Here is a 3,640-nt window from a genome sequence, read left to right on the forward strand (position 1 = left end):
CAGACATCACGCGCGGCATTCAAGGATGCGCATCCTTTCCCGGGCGCGCAACCCTCGCCGTCCCCGCCGCGCCGCGGACCCCTTCGTCCGCCTCCAGCAGCTCCATCCTCCTCCCTCCACCCGGAGAACATCATGGCCGCGGTCCACTTCCGCACCCTTCGCGCGGCCGCCCCCGCGCTGCTGGCCCTGGCCCTTGCCGCGTGCCCCGGCGGCGACAGCGGCAACGGCGGCCAGCCCGACACGGGCGGCCAGCCCGGCTCCGGCAGCGGCGGCGGCGTGACCACCGGCCCGCTTCCGCCCCTGCCGCCGGGGCTGCCCACGCCCTACCTGTCGGGCAACGTGCCCACGGTGGTGCCCCCGCGCCCGGACTCCGTCACCTCGCCCACGGCGTCGCGGCCCTGGTTCGACGTGTTCTCGTGGCAGTCGTTCATCGCGCTCAGCTGGCCGGCCAGCCAGCAGGGACGCGGCAACCCGCAGTCGCCGGCGGATTCCAGCGTGTTCCTGAACGCGGCCAACGGCGGGCAGCTCACCTGGGGCACCTACAAGGAGAGCTGGGAGCTCTTTGGCCAGGGCAACGCCCGCCCGTCGGCCTTCGACGACTGGAACTCGCCCGTGGAGCCGTGCGGCGGCAACCTGCAGCCGGGGCAAAAGGCCTTCGAGTTCATCTCCAAGACCAACTCGCTGTTCAACACGGCCGCCGAGTCGTTCTCCATGCCGCTCATCGACCAGCAGCGGGGCTACGCGCGCTTCGAGGTGCGCTACAACCGCGCGCAGTACGACACCATCCGCGGCCCCGACGGCGACACCACCAAGTACCTGTACCTGTCGCGCAACTGGACGGGCAACATTCCCTTCCAGATGCCCGCCAGCACGGCCAGCAGCGTGGGCAGCATCATGATCAAGGCGTCCTGGAAGCCCCTTACGGCCCAGGACGACAGCACCAAGTACTACCACGTGCGGGCCCTGGTGGACAACGGCGGCGGGCAGGGGTGCCAGCCCACGCTCATGGGCCTGGTGGGGCTGCACATCGTGCAGAAGACGAACGAGTTTCCGCAGTGGATCTGGAGCACGTTCGAGCACGTGAGCAACGTGCCCGGCCAGGGCGCGGTGCCCAACGGGCAGGGCACGTACTCGTACAACAACGGCACGCCCAACCCGCTCACCCCCGGCGGCTGGGCCAACCGGCCGGCCACGCTGGACGTGCTGCCCGTGGACCAGCGGGTGCCCGTGCAGGTCACGCGGCTCAACCCCATCCCCACCACGCCGCAGGGGTCGTCCACGGCCGACATCAACAACATCTACCAGAGCTACCTCAAGAACACGGTGTGGGCCAACTACCAGCTGGTGATGACGCAGTGGCCCAGCCAGCCCAGCCAGTTCACCCTGGTGGACAGCGGCGGCGTGTACCCCTCCGGCTCCGGCTACCCCTTCCCGCAGTTCGGGGTGACCAACACCACCATGGAAACCTACGTGCAGTCGCGGCAGGACGCGCAGCCCGCGGGCGGCAACTCGTGCATGCAGTGCCACTGGAACGCCGGGGAAACGGACTTCAGCTGGGGTCTCAAGCGCCGCGCGCACTGACGCCGGGAGAGGAGCACGCCATGGCTACCCCCACTCCGCCCTCCACCGCCCCGCAGGGGTGGTGGATGTACCACGGCGACCCCGCGCACAGCGGGTGCGTGCCCGCGGGCGCCAGCACCATCGACAGCGGCAACGTCGCCACGCTCAAGCACCTGCACGACCTGGAGCTGGGCGGCCCCGTGCTGGGCGCCCCCGCCCTGGTGGACGGGTTCGTCTACGCGGGCACGGCCAACAGCAAGCTGGCGCAGGGGGGCAACGGCGGCGCGTTCTACAAGGTGGACGTGGCCGCCGGGACGGTGGCGGCGCGCTTTTGCTGGGACATCCCCCTGGACGAGCGCGACAGCCACGGCTTTACGGGCATGGGATGCACGCCGGCCGTCACGGGCGGGTTCGTGTACTTCAGCGCCTTCAACGGCAAGGTGTACTGCCTGTCGGCCAGCGACCTGTCCGTGGCGTGGATCACGGACCTGCGCTACGCCGACCCCGTGCACAACCAGCCAGTGAGCAACGTGGCGGGCAACGACCAGGAGCCCGTGGCCGCCGGCTGGGCCTCGCCCCTGGTGGTGAACGGGCGGGTGTACGTGGGGATGGGCGAGGGCGAGAACCCGGAGCTGTTCGGCTTCATCTACTGCCTGGACGCGGCCACGGGTGACGTGGACTGGATCTTTTGCACCAACCAGTTCGTCGCCGGCACCGACAACACGCCCAACCAGCTCCCCGCGTCCGCCGTCCCCAATCCGCCTGCCCCGGGGTCCAGGTTCACGCTCGTGCAGGGCGAGCCCGTGAGCCGCGGCTGCTCCATCTGGTCGTCCATCGCGTACGACCAGGCGCTGGGGCGGGTGTACGCCACCATCGGCAACCCCATGCCGGAGCCGCTCTTCAACGCGGCGGGGCAGCCCCTCGACGCCCTGCCCCGCGACGGCTACGGCTACGGCATCCTTTCCCTGGACGCCACCAGCGGCGAGTTCCGCGGCTTCTGGCAGATTCCCCTGGAGAGCAGCTACCGCGTGTCGGACATCGACATCGACTTCGCGGGCTCGCCCATGCTCTTTGACCACCCGTCGGGCAAGCGGGCCGTGGCGGCGGGCAACAAGAACGGCGGCCTGTTCGTCCTCGACGCCGACACGCTGCAGCCGTTCTCCAACGCCGGGCAGAACCCCGCCGTCTCGTGGCGCCAGCTGCTGCCGTTCGACAGCGTGACGGGCGCGCAGATCCCCACGGTCGACGCGCATGACGGGAGCGGGCAGCTCAACCCGCAGGTGACCAACGAGGCCAGCAACGCGCTGCAGCAGGAAAACTTCTACGGTACGTACAGCACGCCGGCGTGGCACCCCTCCGGCGCCCTGTACATCGGCATGGGGGGCAGCAACGACAACCTGGTGGCGCCGGGCATCGACTACCAGACCACGCCGTTCATGCGGGCCGTGAGCGCGTCCACCCTGGCGGACCTGTGGGCCACGGAGCCCGCGCAGGTGCAGAACGTGGGGGGCACCAACACGGTGGCGCGCTACGTGGCCCAGGTGAACGGAAAGCCGGGTCCCGGCAGCTACATGTACCAGAACCCGTCGGAGTGCGCGCTCAGCCTGCCCGTCGTGGTGAACGACGTGGTGCTGTGCGCCACCACGGCCGTGTCGCTGTACGCCTTCAAGGCCGACGACGGCACGGCCCTGTGGATGGACCAGCTGGGCCAGCAGACGCTGGGGCTCAACGGCGGATACGGCTTCTGCTTCGGCCCGGCCGTGTGGGGCACGTACGTGGTGGCCGGCGCGCTGGTGAACGGCCGGGACGGCGGCCTGCTGCGCATCTACTCGCTGTAGCGATCGAAATCGCCGGCCATGCTGTCACGCTGACGGGATGTTGAAGGACGCGGATGGCCAGCAGCGTCATCCTGAGCGGATGAAGGACGCGAACGGTCAGCAGCGTCATCCTTGTGTGTTGACGATGTGCTAAGTTCACCACCGTACGGGCCAACTCGTTCATCCTTTGGTTGAGAAAACCGTTCCTCAGCATGGGTGGCCCGTACGGCAGGTGGTCGCAAGAGCTCGAACAGTTGGGCGGA

At 69.5% G+C, this 3,640-nt stretch carries 3 protein-coding genes; 2 read left to right on the forward strand and 1 reads right to left on the reverse strand.

Features of this window, described 5'->3' with window-relative positions; translation table 11 throughout:
- The first annotated feature begins 132 nt into the window (after positions 1-132).
- Positions 133-1,581, forward strand: coding sequence for a hypothetical protein (locus tag VFZ20_RS15745; protein WP_329684864.1), 1,449 nt, complete (start codon positions 133-135; stop codon positions 1,579-1,581).
- Positions 1,582-1,601: 20 nt separating this feature from the next.
- Positions 1,602-3,398 (forward strand): PQQ-binding-like beta-propeller repeat protein, encoded by a 1,797-nt coding sequence (locus VFZ20_RS15750; protein ID WP_329684865.1) that lies wholly within the window; start codon positions 1,602-1,604, stop codon positions 3,396-3,398.
- On the opposite strand, the gene VFZ20_RS15755 is transcribed toward VFZ20_RS15750, so the two are convergent.
- The coding region (locus tag VFZ20_RS15755; RefSeq protein WP_329684866.1) for a hypothetical protein at positions 3,386-3,640 on the reverse strand (255 nt) is incomplete at its 5' end. The genes VFZ20_RS15750 and VFZ20_RS15755 overlap by 13 nt on opposite strands.

Source organism: Longimicrobium sp. (genome assembly GCF_036280135.1).
In the GTDB taxonomy this organism is placed as follows: Bacteria; Gemmatimonadota; Gemmatimonadetes; order Longimicrobiales; family Longimicrobiaceae; genus Longimicrobium.